Raw genomic sequence first — 20,468 nt, forward strand, 5'->3', positions numbered from 1 at the left:
CCCCCGACGGCTGCGGCAGCCTCCGGAGGTCACCTCATCATCGGGCCGAAAACGCTCTCGGGGAAGTCGCTTCATGTGATCGTCGGGGCGAGTTCAGGTGCCGGCGCACCGTAATCCCGGGAGGCGGAACCCCGGTGGGACCGCCCGCCGCTCAGGCAGCTCGGTCCCCGAAGTCCAACAACACCTTGCACGAGCCGCTCCGGTCCGCCGCGAGCGCGAACGCCGCCTCGGCCTCCCGCACCGGCACCACCGCGCTGACCAGCCCGTCGAACGACGCCTCGGCCGCGAGCAGTTCCAGCGCCCCGTCGAACTCCACATCGAAGCGGAACGCGCCCCGCAGCTCGATCTCCCGGCTCACGACGAGGTTCCCCGCGAACGGACTGTGCCCCGCCGGCAGCATCCCCAGCTGCACCACGACGCCACCGCGCCGCACGAGCCGCAGACAGGTGTCCAGCCCCGCGGCAACCCCCGACGCCTCGATCGCCACGTCCACCTCGGAGGGCCACCCGGCATCGTCCGGATCGTCCGCCCGTACGAGGATGTCGGCGCCCGCGATCCGCCCGAACTCAAGAGCCGTCGGCAGCAGGTCGGTCACCGTGACCCGCCCCGCCCCGGCCGCCTTCGCCGCAGCGACCACCAGACAGCCGATGGGCCCGGCGCCGGTCACGAGGACATGCCTCCTGGTCACGTCACCGGCTCGCCGCACCGCGTGCAGTGCGACGGACAGCGGCTCGGCGAGCGCCGCCCGCCGCAGGCCGAGGCCGGCCGGGAGCGGCCTCAACTGGCCGGCCGGTACGGCAACCTGTGCGGCGAACCCGCCCTGGACGTGCGGAAAGCGCGCCGCGCTGCCCAGGTAGCGGGTGTCCCGGCAGACGTTGCGCCGCCCGTCCGCGCACTCGGGGCAGACCTCGCAGGGCGTGGCCGGGTGCACCGCGACGGCCGTACCGACAGCGGGACCCGAGGCGTCCGGGGAGCCGTACGACACGACCCTCCCGACCACTTCGTGCCCGAGCACCATCGGCTCCCTCAGCCGGAAGTCCCCGACCCCGCCGTGGAGCCAGTAGTGCAGATCGGAGCCGCAGACCCCGCCGTAGCGCACGGCCACGAGCGCCTGCCCGGGCCCGGGCACCGGCACCGGCAGCTCCTCGACCCGCAGATCGCCCTGACCGTGGATCACACAACCGAGCATCCCCGAGGCCTCCTTCACAGCACGCTCGTCATGCCGCCGTCGACGTACAGCACCTGTCCGCCGACGAAGTCCGCGGCCGGTGACGCGAGGAACAGCACCCCGCCCACCAGGTCCTCGGTACGGCCCCAGCGTCCGGCCGGGGTCCGGCGCCGTACCCACGCGCTGAACTCCTCGTCCGCGACGAGGGGCTCGGTCAGCTCGGTCTCGATGTAGCCGGGGCCGAGGCCGTTGACCTGCACGCCGTAGGGGCCCCAGTCGGCGCACATGCCCTTGGTGAGCATCTTCAGGGCGCCCTTGGTGGCGGCGTAGGGCGCGATGCCGGGGCGGACCACCTCGCTCTGCAGCGAGCAGATGTTGATGATCTTCCCGTGGCCGCGTTCCGTCATCCGCCGGGCGGCCTCCCGGCCCACCAGGAACGCGCTGGTGAGGTTGGTGTCCAGGATGCGGTGCCAGTCCGTGTCCGTGAACTCCAGCAGGGGTGCGCGCAGTTGCATGCCCGCGTTGTTGACCAGGATGTCGAGCGGGCCCACCCGCTCCTCGACGTCCGCGATACCGGCGGCCACCGACGCACCGTCGGTCACGTCGAACGCGGCCGTGTGGATCCGGTCGCCGGGCAGTTCGGCGGCCAGTTCGTCGGCCAGTTCGGCGGCCAGTTCGGCGGCGGCCTCGGTGAGGCGTTCGCCGTTGCGTCCGTTGAGGACCACCGTGCAGCCGGCCTCCGCGAGCCCGCGGGCGAGCGCGCGCCCGATGCCGCGGCTGGAGCCGGTGACCAGGGCGGTGCGGCCGCTGATGTCGAAGAGCGGGTGGCTCATGTCCGTACCCCTAGATGATCAGCGAGAGCAGCAGGACCAGACCACCGGCGACCACCGAGATGATCGTCTCCATCACGGACCAGGTCTTGACGGTCTGGCCGACGCTCAGCCCGAAGTACTCCTTCACCAGCCAGAACCCGGCGTCGTTGACATGGCTGAAGAACAGCGATCCGGCGCCGATGGCGAGGACCAGCAGGGCCGCGTGGGTCGTCGACATGTCGGCCGCGAGCGGGGCGACCAGACCGGCCGCAGAGATCGTGGCCACCGTCGCCGAACCCGTGGCGAGACGGATCGCCACCGCGATCAGCCAGGCCAGCAGCAGTGCCGGGATCGACCAGTCCTCGGAGATCTCCAGGATCATCTGGCCCACGCCGGTGTCGATCAGCGTCTGCTTGAAGCCGCCGCCCGCGCCCACGATCAGCAGGATGCCCGCGATGGGGGCGAGGCTCTTCTCGACGAGCGGGGAGACACGCTCCTTGCCGAACCCGGCCGGCCTGAGCAGGGTGAAGATGCCGACGAGCACGGAGACGAGCAGCGCGATCAGCGGCGAGCCGATGACGTCGAACACCCGCTGCACGGTGTTCTCGGGGTCGTCGATCACGATGTCGACCAACGCCTTGGAGAGCATCAGGACGACCGGCAGCAGGATGGTCGTCAGCGTGGCGCCGAAGCTGGGGCGCTTCTGAAGATCCTCCGAGACACGCTGGGGGATCATCCGGTCCGGGGCCGGGACGTCCACCCAGCGGGCGGCGTAGCGCGAGAACACCGGACCGGCGATGATCACCGTCGGGATGGCGATGAGCACGCCGAGCGCCAGCGTGACACCGAGGTTGGCGCCGATCGCGTCGATGGCGACCAGCGGGCCGGGGTGCGGCGGGACCAGGCCGTGCATCACGGAGAGACCGGCCAGGGCCGGGATGCCGATGCGCATCAGCGAGTAGTTGCCGCGCTTGGCGACCATCAGCACGACCGGGATCAGCAGGACGACGCCGACCTCGAAGAACAGCGGCAGCCCGATCACCGAGGCGATCAGCACCATCGCCCACGGCATCGAACGGCCCTTGGCCCTGGCGAGGATGGTGTCGACGATCTGGTCGGCGCCGCCGGAGTCGGCGAGCATCTTGCCGAGGATCGCACCCAGGGCGATCAGCACACCCACGCCGGCGACCGTGGTCCCCAGACCGGCGGTGAAGCTGAGGATGGTCTTGTCCAGCGGTGCCCCGGCGAACGCGCCGAGCGCCAGCGACCCGATGGTCAGCGACAGGAAGGCGTGCAGCTTGAACTTGGTGATGAGCAGCACGATGACGGCGATGCCCGCCAGGACGGCGATGCCCAGCTGAGCGTGGCCGGCCGAGGTGATGGGCTCGACGGTGTCCGCTGCCAGCAGCTCGACGTTGAGTCTGGTCACGGGGATGGATTCCCTTGCAGGTACGGGGATGGGGGAGGGGTGCGGGGGGTTATTGGGTCGGCTCGGGAAGCGCCGTCAGGGCCGACGAGGCCCGTCCGGCGATGTCCTCGGGGCTGCCCGACACATCCACGACGACTCCCGCCTCCTCCTCCTGGAGCGGCTGGAGCGTGGCGAACTGGGAGTCGAGCAGTGCCGTGGGCATGAAGTGCCCCTGCCGGTGCGACATCCGGTCTTCGATGAGGGCGCGGTCGCCCGCCAGGTGCACGAACACCAGGTCCGGTGCGGCGGCCCGCAGCCGGTCCCGGTACGACCGCTTCAGCGCCGAGCAGCTGACCACCCCGCCGAGCCCCGCCCGTTCGTGCGCCCAGGTGCCGATGGCGTCGAGCCACGGCCACCTGTCGTCGTCGTCGAGCGGGGTGCCGGCCGACATCTTGGCGATGTTGGCCGGCGGGTGGAAGTCGTCGCCCTCGGCATAGGGGACACCGAGCCGGGCCGCGAGCAGGGGACCGATGGTGGTCTTCCCGGTGCCCGCAACGCCCATGACCACGACGACATGGGGGGTACTCATCGCTGCCTCACTGTCTGCTGTCCTCGTCGACACGTGATGTCGACGCAACTGAAACTCATTAGGTACGACGAATTCAAGAGTGTGTGACATATAAGTCTGACTTTTTGATCGCGTGACTTGCCCCGTACGCTGAGTGCATGAGCACAACGGGCCGGGGGCTGCACGGCCGAGTACTGGAAACCCTCGGCCCCGCGATCACCGCGGGCGAGTACCCGCCGGGCAGCGTTCTGCGCACGGACGAACTGGCGCAGCGCTTCGAGGTGTCCCGCTCGGTGATGCGCGAGGCGGTCCGCGTCCTGGAGTCCATGTACCTGGTGGAGTCCCGCCGCCGCGTGGGTGTGACGGTCCGTCCGAAGTCCGAGTGGAACGTCTACGACCCCCAGGTCATCCGCTGGCGCCTGGCCGGCGCCGACCGCCCCCAGCAACTGCGCTCCCTCACGGTCCTGCGCTCGGCCATCGAGCCGGTGGCGGCGGGACTGGCCGCCAAGTACGCCACGGCCGACCAGTGCGCCGAACTCACCGAGTGCGCCCTCGGCATGGTCGCCCACTCACGCGGCCACCAGCTGGAGGGCTACCTCGTCCACGACGTCGCCTTCCACCGCGTCATCCTCAACGCCTCCGGCAACGAGATGTTCGCCCGCCTCGGCGACGTCGTCGCGGAGGTCCTCGCCGGCCGCACCCACCACGAGATCATGTTCGAGGACCCCGACCCCTCCGCGGTCACGCTGCACGTCCAGGTCGCCGAGGCGGTCCGCGCGGGCGACGCGGTCCGGGCCGAGCACCTGACCCGCGAGATCACGATGGGCGCCCTCCAGGAACTGGACATCCTGGCGCCGTAGGTGTCCTAGCTCAGGAACTCCCCGTCCACATACACCCACGCCCCGTCGACCCGCTCGAACCGGCTCCGCTCATGCAGCGACCCACCCCGGTACGAGGCCCGGAAGGTCACCGTCCCCGTGGTGTGGAACGCCGAACCGTCAGCCGTCCCCAGGATCTCCAGCCCGGTCCACCGCATCCCCGGATCGAGGTCCAGCCGCGCGGGCCGCGTCCGTGGATGCCAGGTCCGCAGCAGATGGGCCGCATCTCCCTTGACGAACGCGCTGTACCGCGACCGCATGAGCGCCTCGGCGGTCGGCGCGGCGGCGGCACCGGACAGGTAGCGGCCGCAGCACTTGTCGTAGGCCTCGGGCAGCCCGCACGGGCAGGAACGCGTCGTCATGGCCGCCATTGTTCTATCCCGCCGCACGCGTCGCGGACCCGGGCAACGGCGGCAGTGCGGCCCCGTACACCCACGCCTCGAACAACTCCTCCACCGGCTCGTTCGCGAAGCGGGCCACGTACGAGGTGAAGGCCTGGGTCGTCACCGTGCCGTTGCGGTGCAGCCGGCCCCAGCCGTGCAGCATGCGGAAGAAGGCGATGTCCCCGAGCGCGCAACGCACGGCGTGCAGGGTCAGCCCGCCGCGCTCGTACAACCGGTCGTCGAACATCGACTTGCGCCCCGGATCCGCCAGCCGCAGATCCTGCGGCATCGACGACAGCAAGCGGTGTGCGGCGGCGGCGAGTTGCTGTGCCGTGCGCCCGCCCGACCGCTCCGACCAGAGCCATTCCGCGTACTTCGCGAACCCCTCGTTCAGCCAGATGTGCCGCCAGTCCGCGATGGACACGCTGTTGCCGAACCACTGGTGCGCCAGCTCGTGCGCCACCAGCCGCTCCGAACCCCGCGCCCCGTCCACGTGGTTGGCGCCGAACAGCGACAACCCCTGGGCCTCGACGGGCACATCGAGTTCCTCCTCGGTCACCACGACCGCGTACTCGTCGAAGGGGTACGGGCCGAACAGCTCCTGGAACAGTTCCATCATCTGCGGCTGGCGCGCGAAGTCCCGCGAGAACTCCGGCAGCAGATGCGCCGGAATGTGCCCGTGCTGCGGTACCCCGCCCAGGCCCGGGTCGCCCAGCAGCACCGTCTGGTACTTGCCGATCGACAGCCCGACCAGATAGCTGGACGTCGGCGCCGACTGCTCGTACACCCAGGTCGTCGTGCTCGCCTTCGTCGTACGGGTCAGCAGCCGCCCGCCCGCGACCACCGCGTACGCCGACGGCGTGGTGATCGAGATCTGGTACGACGCCTTGTCGGCGGGCCGGTCGTTGCACGGGTACCAGGACGGCGCCCCGATCGGCTGGCTCGCCACCAGCGCCCCGTCCTCCAGCTCCTCCCAGCCGAGCCCGCCCCAGGGGCTGTTCACCGGCTTGGGGTTGCCCGACCAGTGCACCTCGACCGTGAAGGCCGCCCCGGCGCGGATCGGCTTGGCGGGGCGGACCCGCAGCCGCCCCCCGCGGTGGGTGTAGTGCGGCTGCCGTCCGTCGACCCGGACGCGGCCGATCTTGAAGTCGGCAAGGTTCAGCACGAACTCGGTCAGCGGTGCCCGTCCCGCTATGGCGTTGATCCGGGCCGCCCCGGAGAGCCGGTTCGGGCCCGGGCGGTAGTCCAGCGCGAACTCGTACCGGTGCACCCGGTACCGGGGATCGCCGTGCTCCGGGAAGTACGGGTCCGCGCCTGCCGTCTGCTGAACTGCCACTGCTGTCTGTGCTCCCTGCGCCGTACTGCTGCCACTCCGTGCCGGCCCACCGCCCGCTACCGGCCCCGAGTGGGCCGCCTCAGGGACGCCATGCTTCGATCGGATTACCGAGCCAACGGGTGTCGTCGGGGACGGACTCCGCCGCCATGACGAGCGACGCGGGACCCAGTGTCGTACGGGCCCCGATCGCGCTGCCCGGAAGGACGATCCCGCCAGGACCCAGCGTCGCGCCCTCACGGAGGACCACAGTATCCGTCCGCAAGATCCGGTCGTGGAAGAGGTGTGTCTGGAGCACACAGCCCCGATTCACGGTGGCGGCGTCCTCAAGGGTCACCAGATCGGTCTCCGGCAGCCAGTAGCTGTCCACCCACACGCCCTTGCCGATGCGCGCGCCGAGCCCGCGCAGCCAGGCCGTCATCACGGGCGTACCCGGCACCGAACCCGCCAGCCACGGCACGGCGAGCACCTCGACGAACGTGTCCGCCAGCTCGTTGCGCCACACGAACCCGGACCACAGCGGATGCTCCCCACTGTGATGCCGGCCCACCAGCAGCCACTTCGCGACGATGGACACGAGCCCCGCCAGGGCACCGGCCCCGAGCAGCACCAGCCCCGACAGCAGCGGCGCCCAGGCCCCCAGCGCGCACAGCGCCGCGATGGTCAGCACCGCCAGCCCGGCCGAGCAGAACACCGGCACGATCCGGCACAGCTCCACCAGCGCGCGCGCCCACAGCAGCCGGGCCGGAGGATCGTACGTCCGGCTCTGGTCGCCGTCGGCCGCGCTGCGCGGCAGCTTCACCGGCGGCAGCCCCAGATACGACGTGCCCTTCTTCGCCTTCTTCGGCGTCGCCGACAGCACGCCGACCAGGCCGCCCTCCGGCACGGTCCGCCCGGGCGCCGTCATCCCCGAGTTCCCGAGGAAGGCCCGCCGCCCGATCTCCGCCCGCCCGATCCGCATCCAGCCGCCACCGAGCTCGTACGGCGCGGTCAGCGTGTCGTCGGCCAGGAACGCGCCCTCACCGACCGTGGTCAGACTGGGCAGCGCGAGGACCGTGGAGACCTCCGCACCCCGCCCGATCCGCATCCCGAGCAGCCGCAGCCACACCGGCGTGACCAGCCCGGCGTACAGCGGGAACAGGGTCTCGCGCGAGCGGTCCATCAGCTGCGTCACGGTCCAGGCCTGCCAGCCGATCCGGCTGTGCGTGGGATGCGTCCCCTCACGCAGGCCGAGGCTCAGCAGGCGCACGCCGATCAGGATCAGCACGGCGTACGCCAGCCCGAAGGCGAGCGTCGCCGGTACGAGGGCCAGCGCGGCGCCCGTCAGGGGCGCGTCCGGCGTGAAGAACACCCGGCCCACCAGGAACGCCGCCACGCCCGCCAGCACGGGCAGCGCGCTGAGCGCGAAGCCGGTGATGCCGTACATGACACGCCAGTACGTCCCGCGCCGCGGCCGTTCCTTCGGCCAGTTGCGCTTGGCCTTGCCCAGCTTGACCGCCGGGGCGCCCGCCCACCGCTGACCGGTGGGAATCTGCCCGGTGACCGCGGAACCCGGAGCCACCTCGGCCCGCTTGCCGACCCGGGCGCCGGGGAAGAGCATGCTGCGCGTGCCGACGACGGCATGCGCGCCCACCTTGACCGTGCCGATCTCCAGCCGGTCCCCGTCCAGCCAGTAGCCGGACAGATCCACCTCGGACTCGACGGCCGCGCCGCGCCCGAGCTTGAGCAGCCCGGTGACCGGCGGCAGCGAGTGCAGGTCGACGTCCGGCCCGACCTTGGCGCCCAGCGCCCGGGCGTACCGCTCCAGCCAGGCCCCGGTCAGCGAGGTCGCCCCGCTGAACTCGGCCAGCCGCTCGGCAGCCCACAACCGCAGATGCAGGCTGCCACCGCGCGCGTACCGCCCGGGCTTCACACCCCTGAGCAACAGCCGCGCGCCCCCGGCGGCCAGCGCGAGCCGCCCCGGCGGGCTGTACAGCACGGCCGCGCCGGCGGCGACGAGCCACCAGGAGGCCGTCGGCAGCCACCCGTAGGCGGGCAGCAGATTCCCGAGCGCGGCCAGCGCGACGGTCCAGCGCAGGCCGAGCAGAGTGAACAGCGGAACGAGAAGAAGGAGCTGGATCACCTGCGCACGCCGCGGCACCGGGGCGATCGTGCGGCGGGCCCCGTCCTCCTGCGCGGACTTCTCCAGGTGCCGGGCCTGCTTCCGCAGCACCGGCTGCTGATAGATGTCCAGAACGGCCGCGCTCGGATAGCGGGTCCGCAGCCGCGTCGTCAGCTGCGCGGCGGCCAGACTGCTGCCGCCGATCGCGAAGAAGTCGTCCAAGGCGCGGGACACGGGGATGCCGAGCACCTCGGCCCACTGCTCGGCGAGCCAGGCCTCGGTGCCGTAGAGCTGCTCCGCCGGACCGCCGGTCTCCAGGCCTTCCAGCGGCCAGGGCAGCGCGTTGCGGTCCACCTTGCCCGACGTACGGGTCGGCAGCTCAGCGACCGGTGCCAGCAGCGGCACGAGTGCGGCGGGCAGCTCGGCGCGCAGCTTCTCGACGGCGACGGCGTGATCCCAGCCGTCCTGCGTGACGACGTACCCGACGAGCAGCTGATTGCCGCTGCGAGCGGTCCGCACGGCGGCGGCCGCACCGGCCACACCAGGCAGCGCCTGCAAGGCGGCGTCCACCTCACCGAGCTCGATCCGCCGTCCGCCGAGCTTGATCTGCTCGTCGGCCCGCCCGAGGAAGACCAGCCCCTCCGGCTCCGCCTTGACGAGGTCACCGCTGCGGTACGCCCGCTCCCAGCCCAGCGACCGCAGCGGCGCGTACTTCTCCGCGTCCTTCTCGGCGTCGAGATAACGGGCCAGACCGACCCCGCCGATCACCAGCTGGCCGACGGCGCCCATCGGCACGGGCTCCCCGGCCTCGTCGACGACAGCCAGTTCCCAGCCGTCCAGCGGCAGCCCGATCCGGATCGGCTCCGCACCGCTCATCAGCGACGCACAGGCGACGACGGTCGCCTCGGTCGGGCCGTACGTGTTCCAGACCTCGCGCCCCTCGGTCACCAGCCGCTGCGTCAGCTCGGGCGGGCAGGCCTCGCCACCGAAGATCAGCAGGCGTACGTCGTTGAGGGTCTCGGGCTCCCAGAGCGCGGCGAGCGTGGGCACGGTCGACACGACCGTGATCTCCTGCTCGACCAGCCAGGGACCGAGGTCGGCACCGCTCCTGACCTGCGCACGAGGCACCGGCACCAGACAGGCGCCGTACCGCCACGCCAGCCACATCTCCTCGCAGGACGCGTCGAAGGCGACCGACAGCCCCGCCATGACCCGGTCGCCGGGCCCGATCGGCTCCTCGGTGAGGAACAGCGCGGCCTCGGCGTCCACGAACGCGGCGGCACTGCGGTGCGAGACGGCGACGCCCTTGGGCTTCCCGGTGGAGCCGGAGGTGAAGATGATCCACGCGTCGTGCTCGACGCCGGGACGGGCAGCGGGGGACTCGGACGTGGCGTGCACGGTGATCTCGTGCCCGGCGCCGACGACGGCCCGCACATCCGCCTCCCCGAACACCAGCTCGGCCCGCTCGTCCGGGTCCTCGGCGTCGACGGGGACGTATGCGGCACCGGCCGCGAGCACGGCGAGGATCGCCACGTAGAGGTCATTGGTGCCGGACGGCACCCGCACGCCCACCCGGTCGCCCAGCCCGACGCCGGCCGCACCGAGCCCGCGCCGCAGCCGGTCCACCTCGACGGCCAGTGCACGGTAGGTCAGGCTGGTCGTGCCGTCGTCCAGCGCCGGCTCGTCGGGGTACGACCGCACGGACGCCTCGAAGATGTCGACGAGCGTCCGCCGGGAGGCCGCCGGACCTCCGGAAAAACGTGCCGTGTCGCCGAACCGCTGGTGGATCTCTGCGCCGAGCTTTTCGTCGAGCAGGCCGAGAGCATTGCTCTCCTGTATGGCTGCCATCCGGTCCTCGCGTCTCCGATCCCGGAAGCATCCGGGGCGCTGGCGGGCCCGCAGGTCTGCCTGGGGTTGTCCGGCGCCAGCTCCGTAACAAGCCGGAAATTTTAGTACGAAGCTAGGTTCGCGCCCTTCGATACGCCACTCGGAGCAGCCTTTCGGGGCGGCACGGGCGCGGGAAGCAGGCGCTGACCTGGTGATCTTCGACGGAACGAGACTTACCCCACACAACGAGCGCGGGCCGTGACCTCATGGTCACGGCCCGCACGCATTCGCGTGTCCGAGGGGGGACTTGAACCCCCACGCCCGATAAAGGGCACTAGCACCTCAAGCTAGCGCGTCTGCCATTCCGCCACCCGGACAAGGTGTCTGTCGCGCGGGGTTTCCCTCGCGGCGACAGAGAAAACATTACCAGGCTTCGCGGGGTGCCCGATCACCCCCCGTTGCGGCGTGAACGGTGTGTGACGGGCTGCGGCCGGTCTTGGGCGGGGACGGTGGGAGAGAGAGGATGAGGGGGACCACCAGCAGCGACAGCGCGGGAGGAAGCAGCGTGAGCGAGACGGACACGGCCAGGGGCGTCACCGGCGAGGACGAGGTCGTGGACCTCTGCCGCGAGCTGATCCAGATCGACACCAGCAACTACGGCGACCACTCGGGTCCCGGTGAACGCAAGGCGGCCGAGTACGTCGCCGAGAAGCTCGCCGAGGTGGGCCTGGAGCCGAAGATCTTCGAGTCGCACCCGGGACGCGCCTCCACCGTGGCGCGGATCGCGGGGGAGGACCCCTCCCGGCCCGCGCTGCTCATCCACGGGCACACCGACGTCGTACCGGCCAACGCGGACGACTGGACCCACCACCCCTTCTCCGGCGAGGTCGCGGACGGGTGCGTGTGGGGGCGCGGGGCCGTCGACATGAAGGACATGGACGCGATGACGCTGGCGGTCGTACGCGACCGGCTGCGCAGTGGCCGCAGGCCGCCGCGGGACATCGTGCTCGCGTTCCTCGCCGACGAGGAGGCCGGCGGCAAGTTCGGCGCCCGGTTCCTCGTCGACAAGCACCCGGACCTCTTCGAGGGCGTCACCGAGGCGATCAGTGAGGTGGGCGGGTTCTCGTTCACCGTGAGCGAGGAGCGGCGGCTCTATCTGATCCAGACGGCCGAGAAGGGCATGCACTGGATGAAGCTGACCGTGGCCGGTACGGCGGGACACGGGTCGATGATCCACCGGGACAACGCGATCACCGAGCTGTCGGAGGCGGTCGCCCGGCTGGGCCGGCACAAGTTCCCGGTGCGGGTCACCAAGACCACCCGGGCCTTCCTCGACGAACTCGGCGACGCCCTCGGCACCGAACTCGACCCGGAGAACATGGAGGGCACCCTCGCCAAGCTCGGCGGCATCGCCAAGCTCATCGGCGCGACCCTCAGCAACACGGCCAACCCGACCCAGCTGACCGCCGGCTACAAGGTCAACGTCATCCCGGGCGAGGCCACCGCGCACGTCGACGGCCGCTTCCTGCCCGGGTTCGAGGAGGAGTTCCTCGCCGACCTCGACAAGATCCTCGGGCCGAACGTGCGGCGCGAGGACGTGCACGCCGACAAGGCCGTCGAGACCGGCTTCGACGGGGCGCTCGTGGCGGCGATGCAGTCCGCGCTGGTGGCCGAGGACCCGGCCGCGAAGGCGATCCCCTACATGCTCTCCGGCGGAACGGACGCCAAGTCCTTCGACGACCTGGGCATCCGCGGCTTCGGCTTCGCACCGCTGAAGCTGCCGCCGGAGCTGGACTTCGCGGGCATGTTCCACGGCGTCGACGAGCGGGTGCCGGTGGACGGCCTGCAATTCGGGGTCCGGGTGCTCGACAGGTTCATCGATGCGTCCTGAATTGGCCCGCTGAAAGCACACTTCAGAATTCGACCAGACGTACTGGCCGTGACCGGGGAGGGTGAACGCGCTCATCAGGTCGTAGCCCTATTAGTTCCTCCTCGTTACAGGTGATGCGATCAGCTACTTGTGATCGCATTGCCAACAAGGAGGAATAATGATCAAGAAGGTCGTCGCCGCTGCGGCTGCCACTGGTGGGCTGGTTCTCGCGGGCGCGGGCCTCGCCGTTGCCGACTCCGGTGCCCAGGGTGCTGCCGTGCACTCCCCGGGTGTCCTGTCGGGCAACGTCGTTCAGGCTCCGATTCACGTCCCCGTGAACGTCTGCGGCAACACGATCTCGGTGATCGGGCTGCTGAACCCCGCCTTCGGCAACACCTGCATCAACAAGTGACGTTGTGCCTCGCCCCGTGAATGGGGCTGAGCCCGTCGGCCCCGGAGCGCGTGCCATGCGCTCCGGGGCCGACCGGTCTTTTCTACAGCGTCGGTCCATTTCCGGCGTCGTATTTTCGGAACAAGGTCGAAGGCAGGTAACAAGCGAATGCGACAGGTCACCCGCAAGGGCCTGATGACCGTGGCGGCCGCGACCGGCATCGTCGCCGCCGCGGGCGGCGCCGCCCACGCGACCGGCTCGGGTGCGCACGGCTCCAGCGTGAACTCGCCCGGCGTGCTGTCGGGCAACACCGTGCAGGCGCCGGTGCACGTGCCGGTCAACGTCTGCGGCAACACGGTCGACGTCGTCGGGGTGCTCAACCCGGCGAGCGGCAACAGCTGTGGCAACCAGGGCGGCGGTTCGTCCGGCGGCCACGGCGGTTCAGGGGCGTCGGCCGGCGGGCACGCCACCGACTCGCCCGGCGTCGGCTCCGGCAACCATGTCCAGGCGCCGATCCATGTGCCGGTCAACGTCTGCGGCAACACCGTCGACATCATCGGCATCGGCAACTCCGCCGAGGACAACGACTGCGCCAACAACGGCGGCGGGAGTCACACCCCGCCGGGCGGCGGCCAGGAGAACCCGCCCGGGTCGCCGGAACAGCCGGGCAACCCCGGGAACCCTGGAAACCCCGGCAACCCCGAGCAGCCGGGTAATCCTGGGAACCCCGGAAACCCGGGCAACCCCGGCAATCCCGAGCAGCCGGGCAATCCCGTCGAGCCGGGCAACCCCGGTTCCCCGAGCACGCCCCCCGGCACGGGCGGCCTGACGCCGGGCGGCTCCTCGCAGGGCAACCACCCGGGCGCCCACTTCGTCACCCAGCCCCGGGGCGACGCCGAGCTCGCCCAGACCGGCGTGGACCTGCCGATGGGCCTCGCCCTGCCGGTCGGCGCGGGGGCGCTGCTCGCGGGCGCGGTGCTGTACCGCAAGGCACGGCCCTCGGAGTAGAGCGCAGGCATCCGGCACGCAACGGAGCGGGCCCCGCCTCGGCGGGGCCCGCTCCGTGTGTTTCCTGTTCTGCTGTCCTGTCCGTCCTGCGGGTCTCTGTCTCGCTGTGTGGCCTCTCAGCTCACCATGTGGCCCGCACCTGGCGAATGATCCGGCGCCGCAGCCGCACCCTGCGGCTGCCGTCGCGCAGCAGGCTCAGGCGGTCCAACTCCCAGTGTCCGTACTCGGCATGGTCCGTCAGCAGGCGTGTGGCGTCCTTGCGGGAGACCCCGCGCGGTACGTACACGTCGACAAATTCGTATTCCGGCATCGCATCTATTGTGCGGGCTGGGGCCCGGTACGGATAGCGTCTGCACTATGTCTGATGCTGTGCAGCCCACCGCTGCCGAGGTACGCGCCGCCGCCGAGGCGGTCAAGACCGCGCTCGACCGTCACCTGGCTGCGGTCGAACGTCGGTCGGGTGAGGACGACCCGGCCGTCTACGAGGCGTTCAACCAGCTGGCCGCAGCCGCTGAGGTCTACGACGAGCTGCTCTACGACCGCTACGACGAGGTCACGCCCTTCGAGATCCCCGGTACGGAGGACGCGCTGCCGCCGTACACGGGACCCGAGGAACCGAACGCTGTGAGTGTGCTGATCCGCCGCGACTACGTCGTGGTGGAGCCGCAGCGACTGCTGGCACATGCCGAGCGGATCGAGGCGGCGGACTACGACGACGGTTCGGACGCGGATGCCTCCGGCACGGTGCATGGGGCGCTCGGCATCCTGTTCGGCGAGTTCGAGCCGGACGAGATCGCGTCCCGGCACAAGGAGTTCGGCCTGGAGGAGGGCGACTCCACGCTCTGGGTGACCGCCTCGGACGAGCAGCCCGAACCAGGGGAATGGCTGGAGGCGCCCTTCGAGGGGGTCGATCCGCAGCGGGTGGTCTGCCGCTTCGACGTCAGCACGGTGTTCGACGAGGACCTGGACGACGTCGACGAGGCCGAGGACGGTGACGAGGAGGCCGACGACGGCGACCTCGAGGACGAGCTCGACAGGGATCTGGACGAGGACGAGCTGGAGCCACTGGACGCCGATCGCTGACGCGGCTCGCCGAGGCGACTGCCGGCGCGGGCGCGGTTGTTTCGACGGCGGCGGCGGTCACGGATCAATACCGTGACCGCCGCCGCCGTCGTGTGCGCGGCCGGGTCAGCCCGCCGCCGGTACCTGCGTGCCGAGCAGGACGGGGAGGCGGGTCGTGCGCGGCTTCGCCGGGACCTCGGCGACGGCTCGGGGCAGGGCCTGCTCCACGCCGTGGACCACGGAAAGGTGACGGTCGGCCCGGCTGAAGGCCGTGTAGACCCAGGGGCGGCTCAGGGTCTGGGCCGCGTCGCCGGGGAGGACCACGACCACCGCAGGCCAGCGGGCGCCCGCCGCCTGGTGTGCGGTCAGGGCCCAGCCGTGCCGCACGGACTGCTCCACCCGTTCCTTCGGTACGACGACGGCCTCGCCCTCGCAGGACAGGTGCAGTCCCTCGGCGTCGGCCTTCACCACCCGACCCGGCACCGTACGGCCCGGCGCGGGGGAGTAGGCCACGTGGTCACCGGGGTCGAAGCCGCCGAAGCGGCCGGGGCCGGGATTGAGCCGCTCCTTGAGGGCGGCGTTGAGGGCGCGCGTGCCGGCCGCGCCGCCGTGGCCCGGCGTGATCACCCGGGTCTCCTCGGCGGGGACGCCGAGCGCGCGGGGCACCGAGTCCGCGACGAGCTGCACGGTGCGGTGCACGGCCTCGCCCGCGTCCCGCACCGGCACGATCACGACCTCCTTGCCGGGCGCCTCGACCTGGTTGAGCTCGCCGATGCCGATACCGGACACCAACTCGCCCAGCGGGCCGGGATCCGGCTGCCGCGAGACGATCTGCGGGCAGCTGCGCGCCGCCAGCAGGTCGGCGAACACCCGCCCGGGCCCCGCCGACCACAGCACCGCGGGATCCCCGGCCAGCACCAGCCGGGCCCCGTCCGGCAACGACTCCGTGAGCAGGGCGGCCGTCTCGACATCCACCTGCGGTGCGTCCAGCACGACGAGCAGATCGAGGTCGAACGCACCGTCCGCGTCCCGGCCGGGCCCTTCGGCACCGGCGAGCAGACCGGCCACGGTGGCGACGCCGGGTGCGTCGGCCCCGCTCAGCCGTGCGGCGAAGCGACTCCGCCCGATCGGGCTGTGCGTGGCCGCCCAGGCCCGCAGCCCGAGTGCGCGCGCCGCGTGCAGCAGCGCAGCCGGTTCGGCCAGGGAGGCCTCCCCGCCGGTGTGGAGGACCAGGCCATGGGCCGCCACCGCGCGGACCAGGTCGGCGGCGGAGCCCGCGTCGGCCGCGGCCCGCTCCCAGTCCTCGGCCGAACCGTCCTGTTTGGGCGCCGAATTGATCAGACGGGCGAGCCCGTCGGCGAGGCTCTCCTCCGCGAGGGCGTACCGCTCCAGACCGACGAGGACACGGACCGGCCGCTCCTCGTCCCCCTCCTCGGCCTCGTCGTCCCGCCGGGCCGGAGCGCCGGGCGCGTCCAGGGCGTCCTGGAAGGCCAGCGCCTCGCCCTCGGCCAGGGTGTTCTGCACGGCCGCATCGGCGTCGGGCACACCCCGCTGGTTCAACGCGGCGGTGAGCGCCGCCAGCTCCAGGGCCGTGTGCCCGGCCAGGGCCGCCTGTTCCAGCAGCCAGACGGTGACCGCCCGGCCGCGTCGCTCGTCGTCGGGTCCGCACTCCGCGCCGAGCAGCGCCCGCGCGAACCCGTCGGCCTGCTCCGGCCGTACCCCGCCGATCCGCAGCAACTGCCAGGGATCCGCCCGCAGTTGGTCATCCGCGCCCTCGCCGAGGACCGCTGCGGCCTGCGGGGCGAGAGCCTCCGGTGCACCTCCGTCGGCCAGTACTTGCCGCACGGACTCGACGGCCTCCGGTGCCGGAGCCGCGGCCCCGTCGGCCGCCACCGGCCGCGGCGGGCGTGCCGGCTCCGGGGCGGGGCGGCGCGGGGGCTCGGGCTCGCTGAAGACGGTGGCCGGCGGCTTCGCGCCGCCCTCCACGGCCCGTACGGCGGCGAGCAGATCGGCGGCCTTCCCGCTGAGCTTGGCCCCGCTCTCCAGGGGCCCCTGCCGCTCGGCCTTGCGCCGCTCGATCCGCTCCCGCTCGATCCGCTGAGCGGCAATCTCGGCCTCCGCCTCCGACAGCCGCGCCCCGTCGCCCCCGTCGCCGTCCTTGGCTGCGGAGTCCTGGACGGCAGCTTCCCCCTCGCCGCCGTCCGCCTCGACGGCAGGGCTCACGCCTTCGCCTTCCGCGTCCTGGTGATCCGACCGCGAGTCCGCAGCCTCGACCCCGGCAGGCGGCTCCCCGGAACCTCCGGCGCTCGCACCCGGCGCGGCCTCCGTCGGCCCCGGCTCGGTGTTCCCCGTGGTCTCGGGCGGCTCCGTGCTCACAGCGTGCTCCAGTCGTGATCGGGATAGCGGTGCACGGGCACCGACACATCGTCGAGCGCCCGGCAGATCTCGTCAGGAAGACTAAGGGCCTCCACTGACAATGCCGCCGTGAGCTGCTGCGAGTTGCGCGGGCCGATGACGGGCGCGGCCACCCCGGGCCGGTCGCGGACCCAGGCGAGGGCGACCTGCAGCGGGGTCACGGCCAGCCCGTCGGCGGCCGTCTGCACGGCATCCACGATGCGGCTCGCCGTGTCGTCGAGGTACGGCGCGACGAAGGGCGCCAAATGCTCCGAGGCGCCGCGCGAGTCGGGCGGTGTGGCGTTGCGGTACTTGCCGGTCAGGACGCCCCGGCCGAGCGGGGAGGAGGGGAGCATGCCGATGCCCAGATCCAGCGCGGCCGGCAACACCTCGCGCTCCACGCCCCGCTGGAGCAGGGAGTACTCCAGCTGTGTGCTCGCCAGCCGGGTGCGTATGCCCGGCGCCGCGAGCTGCCATGTCCCCGCCTTGGCGAGCTGCCAGCCGCAGAAGTTCGAGACGCCGGCATAGCGGGCGCGCCCGCTGCTGACGGCCAGGTCGAGGGCCTGGAGGGTCTCCTCCAGCGGGGTGTACGGATCGAAGGCGTGGATGTGCCAGACGTCGACGTACTCCGTGCCGAGCCGGGCCAGTGAGGCGTCCAGCGCGGAGAGCAGATGGCCGCGCGAGCCGTCGAAGCGGCGGTCCGGGTCGGGAACGCTGCCCGCCTTCGTCGAGATGACCAGGTCCCGGCGCGGGACGAGCCCCTCGATGAGCCGCCCGAGCAGGTACTCGGCCTCCCCGTCGCCGTACACGTCGGCCGTGTCGACGAGGGTGCCGCCCGCCTCCCAGAAGGTTTTCAAGAGGTCGGCCGCATCGTGCTCGTCGGTGTCCCTGCCCCAGGTGAGGGTGCCGAGTCCGATCCGGGACACGCGCAGGCCGGTGCGGCCGAGATGCCTCTGCTCCATGAACGCCGAGATTACTGGCCAGAACCTGCCATGTGGGGGCCTGTGGATAACCAGTTTTCCGGACGGTGACCGGGGATACCGACGGCCGTGCCACCACCTGTGGGGCGACGCCCGCCACACTGGCCTCCCCGCGGGACGTCCCCCACGCTAAGGTCGGGCCCACAAGGGACGTTACTGATCGGTAAGGGGATCGGCCATGCAGCTCGGGATCAACCTCGGCTACTGGGGTGCCGGAATGGACGCGGACAACCTCGCCGTCGCGCAGGAGGCAGACCGGCTCGGGTACGCCGTGTGCTGGGCCGCCGAGGCGTACGGCTCGGACGCGGCCACCGTACTGAGCTGGGTCGCCGCCCAGACCGAGCGCATCGACGTCGGCTCCGCCATCTTCCAGATCCCGGCCCGCCAGCCGGCGATGACCGCGATGACGGCCGCGACCCTGGACTCGCTCTCCGGCGGCCGCTTCCGGCTCGGCCTCGGCGTTTCCGGGCCGCAGGTCTCCGAGGGCTGGTACGGCGTCAAGTTCGACAAGCCGCTGGCACGCACGCGTGAGTACGTCGAGATCGTCCGCAAGGCCATGACGCGCGAGCGCCTGTCGTACGAGGGCCGGCACTGGACGCTGCCGCTGCCCGGCGGCCCCGGCAAGCCGATCAAGCTGACCGTGCACCCCCAGCGCGAGCACATCCCGCTCTACATCGCCGCCATCGGCCCGAAGAACCTCGAGCAGACCGGTGAGATCGCCGACGGCGCCCTGCTGATCTTCCCCTCCGCGGAGCACCTGGAGGACACGACGATCAAGTACCTGCGCGCCGGGCGCGAGAAGGCCGGCAAGACCCTCGACGGGTTCGACGTCTGCCCGACCCTGCCGCTCGCCGTGGGCGACGACAAGGACGTGGCCACACTGGCCGACACCTTCCGCCCCTACACCGCGCTGTACGTCGGCGGCATGGGCAGCCCCAAGCAGAACTTCTACAACCAGCTCGCCCAGCGCATGGGGTACGAGAAGGAAGCCGCCGAGATCCAGACCAAGTACCTCTCCGGCGACAAGCAGGGCGCCGCGGCCGCCGTGCCGCACGACCTGATCGACAGCACCACGCTGCTCGGCTCCGTCGACCGCATCGCGGACCGGATGAAGGCCTATGCGGCGGCCGGGGTCACGACCCTGTCGCTGGCTCCCGCGGGCTTCACGCTCGACGAGCGGCTCGCCTCGCTCCGCGCCGGCACCGAGGCCCTGGAGCGCGCCGGGCTCGCGTGACGCCCGGCGCCGGCGGCCGGCCGTAGGGCCTGGCAAGTTCAGCGGCCGTGGTGGGGGCTCGGGGGTCTTCCCCGCCACGGCCGTCATGCAGAACAACGCGCGCGTGTCCACGCGGTTACGCCCGCGTCGTGACCCCGATCGTCATTCTTTTGGCGGAGTTGTCCGACACAGCTGTTGCAGCACCTCTCTTACCGCATTTGACTCGTTCTTTGCGGAATCCTGCGGCGTCCTGCAGAGAGGTGCCCCACGATGCTTTCGGCCAAGAGTCTGTTCCAGGAGATCATCGACAACGACGAGTCCTTCCGCCTGTTCTGCTCCATCGCGGCCAGCGGTGAGTCCCAGGGCGGCTGGGAGAACGCGCGTATCGCCGCGCTCGTCCCGGAGAGCCAGCGCCCGCTCGCGCCCAAGATCACCCGGCACGGGGCGGACGAGGACAAGCACGGGCGGATCTTCAACGCCCTGATGAAGAAGCGCGGCCTCGAACCCGTCCCCGTCCCGCCCGGGACCGACTACACGATGCTGCTGGAGCAGCACGGCATCGGTCTCGCCCACGAGAAGCTCAAGTCCGAGCAACCGCTCACGGTCGAGGACATCGTCGTCTACCTGTCGCACAGCCGGGTCACCGAGCAGCGGGCCGCCGACCAGATGGTGATGCTCAAGAAGTACTTCGCCGACCACCCGGACGTCGGCAAGGCCGTGCGGATGATCTCCAACGACGAGGACAATCACCTCGCGTACACCCATGAGGAACTCCTGCGCTTCGCGGCAGCAGGGCGCGGCCGGCTGATCCAGCGGACGCTGCGCGAGTGCGCGCTCGCCGAGATCCGCGTCTACCGGGACGTCAGCCTCGCGGTCATGGACCACATGGGGCGCATCCTCGGCTGGCCCCGCCCCAAGGCGGCCGTGCTCGCCGCGGGCATCCACGCCATGTACGTCTGGGAGCGGCTCGCGGGCTGGCGGCGCATGGTGTCCCTGAGGATGCCGGAACGACGGGACGCCCTCGGCGGACCCGCCACGTCCGCGCCCGAGTTCGCCTGACCGCATCGGGTCC

17 protein-coding genes and 1 tRNA gene are annotated in these 20,468 nt (G+C 71.6%); 7 read left to right on the forward strand and 11 right to left on the reverse strand.

Annotated elements, in window-relative coordinates:
* Positions 1 to 151: 151 nt before the first annotated feature.
* Genes OG331_RS38470 through OG331_RS38485 form a run of 4 tightly spaced genes read right to left on the reverse strand, consistent with a single transcriptional unit; the run spans position 152 to position 3,977 of the window.
* Positions 152 to 1,189: an L-idonate 5-dehydrogenase gene (locus tag OG331_RS38470; RefSeq protein WP_406205368.1), complete on the reverse strand. Its 1,038-nt coding sequence runs from the start codon at positions 1,187 to 1,189 to the stop codon at positions 152 to 154.
* Between the two features lie 14 nt (positions 1,190 to 1,203).
* Positions 1,204 to 2,001 (reverse strand): SDR family oxidoreductase, encoded by a 798-nt coding sequence (locus OG331_RS38475; RefSeq protein WP_406205371.1) that lies wholly within the window; start codon positions 1,999 to 2,001, stop codon positions 1,204 to 1,206.
* 10 nt (positions 2,002 to 2,011) lie between these two features.
* Entirely contained in the window at positions 2,012 to 3,409 is a 1,398-nt protein-coding gene (locus OG331_RS38480; RefSeq protein WP_406205374.1) for a GntP family permease, read from the reverse strand.
* Positions 3,410 to 3,458: 49 nt separating this feature from the next.
* Positions 3,459 to 3,977: a gluconokinase gene (locus OG331_RS38485; protein ID WP_406205377.1), complete on the reverse strand. Its 519-nt coding sequence runs from the start codon at positions 3,975 to 3,977 to the stop codon at positions 3,459 to 3,461.
* Between the two features lie 137 nt (positions 3,978 to 4,114).
* On the opposite strand from OG331_RS38485, the gene OG331_RS38490 reads away from it, so the two are divergent.
* Entirely contained in the window at positions 4,115 to 4,816 is a 702-nt protein-coding gene (locus OG331_RS38490; protein WP_406205380.1) for a FadR/GntR family transcriptional regulator, read from the forward strand.
* Positions 4,817 to 4,821: 5 nt separating this feature from the next.
* Here OG331_RS38490 and OG331_RS38495 read toward each other — a convergent pair whose 3' ends face one another.
* The 4 genes from OG331_RS38495 to OG331_RS38510 form a co-directional block, all read right to left on the reverse strand.
* Entirely contained in the window at positions 4,822 to 5,196 is a 375-nt protein-coding gene (locus OG331_RS38495; RefSeq protein ID WP_406205383.1) for a YchJ family protein, read from the reverse strand.
* 13 nt (positions 5,197 to 5,209) lie between these two features.
* Positions 5,210 to 6,553 carry a M1 family metallopeptidase gene (locus OG331_RS38500; RefSeq protein ID WP_406205385.1) on the reverse strand — a complete coding sequence of 448 codons (1,344 nt, stop codon included), beginning with the start codon at positions 6,551 to 6,553 and terminating at the stop codon, positions 5,210 to 5,212.
* Positions 6,554 to 6,632: 79 nt separating this feature from the next.
* Positions 6,633 to 10,499, reverse strand: a complete 3,867-nt coding sequence (locus OG331_RS38505; RefSeq protein WP_406205388.1) for a Pls/PosA family non-ribosomal peptide synthetase — start codon at positions 10,497 to 10,499, stop codon at positions 6,633 to 6,635.
* 271 nt (positions 10,500 to 10,770) lie between these two features.
* Positions 10,771 to 10,855: transfer RNA gene (locus OG331_RS38510), tRNA-Leu, on the reverse strand.
* A 188-nt stretch (positions 10,856 to 11,043) separates the two neighbouring features.
* Between OG331_RS38510 and OG331_RS38515 the strand changes: the two genes are divergently transcribed.
* The 3 genes from OG331_RS38515 (at position 11,044) to OG331_RS38525 (ending at position 13,747) form a co-directional block, all read left to right on the forward strand.
* On the forward strand, positions 11,044 to 12,369 hold the full coding sequence (locus OG331_RS38515; protein ID WP_362380995.1) for a M20/M25/M40 family metallo-hydrolase: 1,326 nt from the start codon (positions 11,044 to 11,046) through the stop codon (positions 12,367 to 12,369).
* 157 nt (positions 12,370 to 12,526) lie between these two features.
* A complete protein-coding gene (gene chpH / locus OG331_RS38520; RefSeq protein WP_048584573.1) occupies positions 12,527 to 12,760 on the forward strand; it encodes a chaplin ChpH in 234 nt (77 codons plus the stop codon).
* A 147-nt stretch (positions 12,761 to 12,907) separates the two neighbouring features.
* On the forward strand, positions 12,908 to 13,747 hold the full coding sequence (locus tag OG331_RS38525) for a chaplin (protein WP_406205392.1): 840 nt from the start codon (positions 12,908 to 12,910) through the stop codon (positions 13,745 to 13,747).
* Positions 13,748 to 13,868: 121 nt separating this feature from the next.
* Here OG331_RS38525 and OG331_RS38530 read toward each other — a convergent pair whose 3' ends face one another.
* Positions 13,869 to 14,057, reverse strand: a complete 189-nt coding sequence (locus tag OG331_RS38530; RefSeq protein ID WP_005485166.1) for a DUF5703 family protein — start codon at positions 14,055 to 14,057, stop codon at positions 13,869 to 13,871.
* Positions 14,058 to 14,104: 47 nt separating this feature from the next.
* Here OG331_RS38530 and OG331_RS38535 point away from each other — a divergent pair, with 47 nt between their 5' ends.
* A complete protein-coding gene (locus tag OG331_RS38535) occupies positions 14,105 to 14,830 on the forward strand; it encodes a hypothetical protein (protein ID WP_406205395.1) in 726 nt (241 codons plus the stop codon).
* A gap of 105 nt (positions 14,831 to 14,935) precedes the next feature.
* Here OG331_RS38535 and OG331_RS38540 read toward each other — a convergent pair whose 3' ends face one another.
* Entirely contained in the window at positions 14,936 to 17,185 is a 2,250-nt protein-coding gene (locus OG331_RS38540) for a helix-hairpin-helix domain-containing protein (RefSeq protein WP_406205398.1), read from the reverse strand.
* Positions 17,182 to 18,165, reverse strand: coding sequence for an aldo/keto reductase (locus OG331_RS38545; protein WP_406205401.1), 984 nt, complete (start codon positions 18,163 to 18,165; stop codon positions 17,182 to 17,184). The genes OG331_RS38540 and OG331_RS38545 overlap by 4 nt, the downstream gene beginning before the upstream one ends.
* A 196-nt stretch (positions 18,166 to 18,361) precedes the next feature.
* Between OG331_RS38545 and OG331_RS38550 the strand changes: the two genes are divergently transcribed.
* On the forward strand, positions 18,362 to 19,417 hold the full coding sequence (locus OG331_RS38550) for an LLM class F420-dependent oxidoreductase (protein ID WP_406205404.1): 1,056 nt from the start codon (positions 18,362 to 18,364) through the stop codon (positions 19,415 to 19,417).
* A 249-nt stretch (positions 19,418 to 19,666) separates the two neighbouring features.
* Positions 19,667 to 20,455 (forward strand): ferritin-like domain-containing protein, encoded by a 789-nt coding sequence (locus tag OG331_RS38555; RefSeq protein WP_406205407.1) that lies wholly within the window; start codon positions 19,667 to 19,669, stop codon positions 20,453 to 20,455.
* Positions 20,456 to 20,468: the final 13 nt, after the last annotated feature.

This window comes from Streptomyces sp. NBC_01017 (genome assembly GCF_045162795.1).
In the GTDB taxonomy this organism is placed as follows: Bacteria; Actinomycetota; Actinomycetes; order Streptomycetales; family Streptomycetaceae; genus Streptomyces; species Streptomyces machairae.

Bases quoted from the DNA above. Each gene is read 5' to 3' on its own strand.
- OG331_RS38470 (WP_406205368.1), bottom strand. From the start codon at position 1,189: ATGCTCGGTTGTGTGATCCACGGTCAGGGCGATCTGCGGGTCGAGGAG.
- OG331_RS38475 (WP_406205371.1), bottom strand. From the start codon at position 2,001: ATGAGCCACCCGCTCTTCGACATCAGCGGCCGCACCGCCCTGGTCACC.
- OG331_RS38485 (WP_406205377.1), bottom strand. From the start codon at position 3,977: ATGAGTACCCCCCATGTCGTCGTGGTCATGGGCGTTGCGGGCACCGGG.
- OG331_RS38490 (WP_406205380.1), top strand. From the start codon at position 4,115: ATGAGCACAACGGGCCGGGGGCTGCACGGCCGAGTACTGGAAACCCTC.
- OG331_RS38495 (WP_406205383.1), bottom strand. From the start codon at position 5,196: ATGACGACGCGTTCCTGCCCGTGCGGGCTGCCCGAGGCCTACGACAAG.
- OG331_RS38505 (WP_406205388.1), bottom strand. From the start codon at position 10,499: ATGGCAGCCATACAGGAGAGCAATGCTCTCGGCCTGCTCGACGAAAAG.
- chpH (WP_048584573.1), top strand. From the start codon at position 12,527: ATGATCAAGAAGGTCGTCGCCGCTGCGGCTGCCACTGGTGGGCTGGTT.
- OG331_RS38525 (WP_406205392.1), top strand. From the start codon at position 12,908: ATGCGACAGGTCACCCGCAAGGGCCTGATGACCGTGGCGGCCGCGACC.
- OG331_RS38530 (WP_005485166.1), bottom strand. From the start codon at position 14,057: ATGCCGGAATACGAATTTGTCGACGTGTACGTACCGCGCGGGGTCTCC.
- OG331_RS38535 (WP_406205395.1), top strand. From the start codon at position 14,105: ATGTCTGATGCTGTGCAGCCCACCGCTGCCGAGGTACGCGCCGCCGCC.
- OG331_RS38545 (WP_406205401.1), bottom strand. From the start codon at position 18,165: ATGGAGCAGAGGCATCTCGGCCGCACCGGCCTGCGCGTGTCCCGGATC.
- OG331_RS38550 (WP_406205404.1), top strand. From the start codon at position 18,362: ATGCAGCTCGGGATCAACCTCGGCTACTGGGGTGCCGGAATGGACGCG.
- OG331_RS38555 (WP_406205407.1), top strand. From the start codon at position 19,667: ATGCTTTCGGCCAAGAGTCTGTTCCAGGAGATCATCGACAACGACGAG.